The 4,653-nt window shown below is 71.3% G+C and carries 6 protein-coding genes; 4 read left to right on the top strand and 2 right to left on the bottom strand.

The window, feature by feature from the left end:
- Together JGS39_RS36805 and JGS39_RS36800 are read left to right on the top strand one after the other, a co-directional pair.
- Positions 1–231 (top strand): hypothetical protein (locus JGS39_RS36805; protein WP_219574116.1); only part of this gene is annotated, 231 nt, incomplete at its 5' end.
- A gap of 31 nt (positions 232–262) precedes the next feature.
- Complete coding sequence (locus JGS39_RS36800) at positions 263–1,720, top strand: aldehyde dehydrogenase family protein (protein WP_219574115.1); 1,458 nt, start codon at positions 263–265, stop codon at positions 1,718–1,720.
- A gap of 56 nt (positions 1,721–1,776) precedes the next feature.
- On the opposite strand, the gene JGS39_RS36795 is transcribed toward JGS39_RS36800, so the two are convergent.
- On the bottom strand, positions 1,777–2,703 hold the full coding sequence (locus tag JGS39_RS36795; protein ID WP_219574114.1) for an alpha/beta hydrolase family protein: 927 nt from the start codon (positions 2,701–2,703) through the stop codon (positions 1,777–1,779).
- A 272-nt stretch (positions 2,704–2,975) separates the two neighbouring features.
- Between JGS39_RS36795 and JGS39_RS36790 the strand changes: the two genes are divergently transcribed.
- Entirely contained in the window at positions 2,976–3,971 is a 996-nt protein-coding gene (locus JGS39_RS36790) for a hypothetical protein (protein WP_219574113.1), read from the top strand.
- 58 nt (positions 3,972–4,029) lie between these two features.
- On the opposite strand, the gene JGS39_RS36785 is transcribed toward JGS39_RS36790, so the two are convergent.
- Entirely contained in the window at positions 4,030–4,323 is a 294-nt protein-coding gene (locus JGS39_RS36785) for a Dabb family protein (RefSeq protein WP_219574112.1), read from the bottom strand.
- 104 nt (positions 4,324–4,427) lie between these two features.
- On the opposite strand from JGS39_RS36785, the gene JGS39_RS36780 reads away from it, so the two are divergent.
- The coding region (locus JGS39_RS36780) for a nitrilase-related carbon-nitrogen hydrolase (RefSeq protein ID WP_308120927.1) at positions 4,428–4,653 on the top strand (226 nt) is incomplete at its 3' end.

Here is a 4,653-nt window from a genome sequence, read left to right as displayed (position 1 = left end):
GAGCCCGGCGCGGACGCCGAGCTCGACGCGGCCGCCGAAGCCCGACGGCTCTGCGCCCTCACCTACGTCGGCGCGCAGACCCACCGCAACTGGGAACGGCTGCGGGTGCGCGACCCCGAAGCCCGTGCGGAGCTGCTCGCCGAGCTGCGCGCCACGGCCGCCGACCCTGTCCGTTCGCGCGGCGCCCTGCTGCGCAGCTCGATGATCGCCTCGCTGCGGCCCGTCTCCTGAGCGGTGCGCGGCGCCCGCCCGAGGAGAGGCCGTGGCTGACCAGGAACTGATTGAACGTCATAATCCATCCCGTGCACGGGAGTCCGTCGGGACTGTGCCTGTCGCGCGGGAGGGCGATGTCGGGCAGGCAGTGGCTGCCGCGGGCTCGGCCGCCCGCATCTGGGCGGCGGAGCCCGCGGAGGTGCGGGCCGAGGCGCTGCGTGCCGCCGCCACCGAACTGGAGCGCCGGTCGGCGGACGCGGCCGTCCTGCTGGCCCGTGAGTCCGGCAAACCGCTTGCCGACGGCCGCGGCGAACTGGCGTTCTCCGCGGCCGTACTGCGCTGGTACGCGGACGCCGCCCCGTCCCTGCTCGCCGACCACGAGGTGGACGACGGGCAGGGCCGCTTGGTGTTGCGCCGGCGTCCCTACGGCACGGTGGCGGCGCTCACCCCATGGAACGCGCCGGTGGTGCTCACCGTCCTGAAGCTCGCCCCCGCCCTGGCAGCGGGCAACGCCCTGCTGGTCAAACCCTCTCCGCTGGCCCCGCTCGCACTGGACGGGCTGCTGCGGAACATGGCCGGCTGCTTTCCACCGGGTCTGCTGCACACCCTGCACGGACACGAGTCGACCGCCGCGGCCCTGGTGGGCCATCCCGGCGTGTTCAAGGTGGCGTTCACGGGCGGCGAGCGCGCGGGGCGCGCGGTCGGTGCGCTGGCCGCGGCGGCGCTCACCCCGACGACGATGGAACTGGGTGGCAACGATCCCGCGATCCTGCTGGACGACGCGGCGCTCACCGACGAGGCCATGGACCGGCTGGTCATGGCCTGCCTCGCCACCGCGGGCCAGGTGTGCATGGCCGTGAAGCGCGTGTACGTGCCCCGGCGCGCCCACGACCGCTTCACGGCGGCCTTCACCGCGGCTGCCGACCGGGTCGTCCGGCTCGGCGACGCGCTGCACCCCGGGGTGACGGTGGGCCCGGTCGTCAACGCGGCGGCTGCCGCACGGCTCACCGCGCTCATCGACGACGCGCTGCGGCGCGGCGCCCGTGCCACACCCCTCGGCACGGTCTGCCCCGACACCGACGTGTCGGCCGGCCACTTCGTCGCCCCGCTCCTGCTCACCTGCCTCGGCGACGACGTCCCGGTGGTCCGTGAGGAGCAGTTCGGCCCCCTGGTCCCGGTGCTGCCCTACGACCGTGAGGACGAGGTGGTCGACCGGGCCAACGCCGGCGAACTGGGACTGGGCGCCTCGGTGTGGAGTGCCGACGAGGACCGCGCGTTCGCGTTCGCCGCCCGGCTGGACGCCGGCTTCTGCTTCGTCAACACCCACAACCGCACCGGCATGTCCCTGCGCGCCCCCTTCGGTGGCGTCAAGCGCAGCGGCCACGGCCGTGAGTACGGCGCGGAGGGACTCGCGGAGTACACGCAGTCGTGCGTGGTGCACGCCCCCGCGGCCTTCCGGCCGGGTGGCGGCGGTATGGCGCCCGGCGCCTACCCGGTGCCGGGGTAAGCGCGTCCACGTGCCCGGTGCCGGGACGGGGAACCGTCCCGGCACCGGGGAGTGCGTCAGGAGGCGCCGGTGACCGTCACACCCGGGTCGGCGGCGTCGCCGGTGTTCCAGATGTAGTCGGCCGCGGCCGCGTCCCCGAGCTCGGCCCGCAGGAAGCGGCCCGCCCAGCGTGCGGCGGCCTCGATGCTCTGGGCCTGCGTCAGGGACTGCGCGGAGGTCTCGCTCTCGGCGGGCGAGGGGCTCTGCACATCCGTGATGCCGTAGTGGTTGGCGCCTCCCACCCGCACGATCTGCTTGGGCGTGTTCTCCAGGTGGTTGTACGTCTGCTCGGCGTCGGACGGCGGCGCGATGCCGTCGGCGGTGCCCTGCACCAACTGCACCGGTATCTGGTTGTCGATATCGGCGAAGATGCCGAGGAAGGCGTTGTTGGTGCCGTAGAACGACGCGGCCTTGACCTGGCTCGGCAGGTCGAAGCTCAGCGCGGGACAGAAGACCGTGCTGCACGAGTCCTCGGCTGCGGCGAGTCCGGCGGCCCCGCCGAAGGAGTGTCCGAGCAGCACCATCTTTCCGCTGTCGATGCGCTTGTACAGCGGTGAGGACGCGTCGTACTTCGTGTCCTTCATCCAGCTGACCGTCCGCGTGACCTGGTGCTCGGCCGCGTAGCGCTCCCACTCGACAATCATCAGACGGTAGTGGTTGGGCACGACGACGACGAAGCCCTGCCGGGCGATCGCCGTCGCGTACTGGGCGTACTGGGCGCGGTCCACCTTCGCGCCCTGCAGCAGCAGTGCCACCGGCAGGTCGGTGCCGCCCGAGGGGTAGTACACGTCGGCGTCGTCACCACCGTAGGTGGTCCGGTACATGGCCACCGCGGGTGTCGCAGACGCCTGCGCCGCTGTCGCCGACGCCGGCACGGGAGCCGCGAACAGTGCGGCGATCAGGGCCAGTGGCGCGATCAGGAGACGTGCTCTTCGGTTTCTCACGGACTCTCCGATGAGGGGAAGGGAACTCGGCTGTGTTCCTTGCTGGGAAACAGAGTTCCACTCAGGGGGACACTCGCGCCAGGTCTCGGCCCCTACGCAGTCAAGCTTTCTGGCCGACGACCTGTCAGGAACGGTGCACGGGGAGACATTCCGGGGCGTCTGCGGGGATGGACTCTTGACAGTGGACCCGTCTGTTCGCTGTCATCTCCCTCACCCGGGAGTGGAACAGCGTTTCTACAATGGAAACGCCCGCCCCGTACTCGGAGGCCTCCATGCGTGTGCTTTCCCGCCTGAGAATCCTCGTGCCGGCCATCGCTGTGGCGCTGTCGGCTCTCGCCGTCCCGGCGTCCGCGCGGGCGGACGCGGCTGCGACCGGCGTCACCTCGGCTTCGACCGACGTCGACGTCTCCTGTGCCGCCTTCACCTACCACCCGGACGCCGACTGGTACTTCCCGTCCGGTGCGGCCAAGGGGCTGATCTGGCTCCAGCACGGATTCGTACGGTCCGGTGCCAACATGGCGGACCTCGCCAACCACTACGCGGCCGCCGGCTACGTGGTGTTCGTCCCGACCCTGCCCAGTGCGGACATCTTCGGCTGCACGCTGCAGAACATCGGCAACAACAAGCCGTTCCTGAACAACGTGGCGACCTTGTTCAGCGGGGCGGACGGCTCGGCCGGCGCACTCGCGGCCAGTTACGCGCGTGCTGCGGCGAAGGCGGGACGCACGGGCACCTCGCTGCCCACCAAGCTGCTGTTCTCCGGTCACTCCGCCGGAGGTGAGGCCGTCGAGTACGTCGCCGAGCGGCTGCGCGTCACCTCACCGGCAGCGTTCGCCCGGCTCAAGGGCCTCGTACTGCTCGATCCCGTGACGTCCGTCATCGGTAAGAACAGCGCGGACTCGCTGGCCGGCCTGTCGGCGACCTCGCTCCCCGTGCGTGTCATCGCCTCGCCGCCCTACCTCTGCAACAGCGACGCCTCCGGCACCACTGTGCTCCGCAAGGCCTACCCCGCCGCGCCGTTCCTCGGTGTGGAACTGACCACGGGGTCGCACGTGGACTCCGAGGGCGCCAGCAGCGACGGTGCCGCTTCGCTCGCCTGCGGCACCTCGCAGGCCAAGAACATCACCGCTCTGCAGACGCTGGCCGTCGGCTGGGCGTCGGACGCCCTCTCGGGCACGACGACCGCGACCTACTACCCCGGCGGTTCCTACTATCAGTCGCTCATCACGGCCGGAACCACCGAGACCCTTGCGGGCAGCGGAAGTTGACGGCCCGGGTGCCGCGAGCCCCGGCTCGCGGCACCTTCGCCCCGTTCGCGCGCGAGGGTCAGCCCGCGTCGGACCCGGCGTGGTCGACCACGGCCCGGTCGGCGAGGCGCGGACGCAGCCACGAGGCGAGTTCCAGATGCCGCGGATGGTTCTGGTACGCGCTCAGCCCGGCCTCGTCGTCATGCCGGGTGATCATGCACAGATGGAACGACACCGGTGAACCGACGGTGTCGAGGCCGAGTTCGATCGACCGTATCTCCGGTACGAGTGGGGCGAGTTCGGCCAGCCGGTGACGCGCCTCGGGTGCGTCGCCGGGGTCGGTGAACCGCATCAGAACGACATGGGTGAGCACGGCAGCCTCCGGGATGTGACGGGGTAATTCCCTCTGTCGCAAGGGCGGCTGCGAGTGTATGTTTGGGAAACGCTGTTCCGCTAGAGGAACCACAGGAGGATGCCATGGCCCGCGTCGCCGGCTCCGTACGGGTGGCTGCGGCCCAGTTCGCCGTAGGGGAGGACAAGGAGTCGAACCTCGCGGCCGTGCTGCGCGCCGTCGATGAGGCGGCGTCCCTCGGCGCCGCGCTCGTCGTGCTTCCCGAGTTCTGCAACCACCTCTCCTGGTACGGCGACCGCGCCCACGCGCTGCGCGAGGCGTGCCGGCCCGAGGACCCCTTCCTTACGGCGG

The sequence above is a fragment of the Streptomyces poriferorum genome (genome assembly GCF_019399235.1).
Taxonomy (GTDB): domain Bacteria; phylum Actinomycetota; class Actinomycetes; order Streptomycetales; family Streptomycetaceae; genus Streptomyces; species Streptomyces poriferorum.
The sequence above is the reverse complement of the archived record's forward strand: the minus strand, read 5'-3'. Positions and strand labels throughout refer to the sequence as shown.

What these genes read in the sequence shown, in the direction of transcription:
- JGS39_RS36790 (WP_219574113.1), top strand. Translation starts at nt 2,976, where the DNA reads ATGCGTGTGCTTTCCCGCCTGAGAATCCTCGTGCCGGCCATCGCTGTG.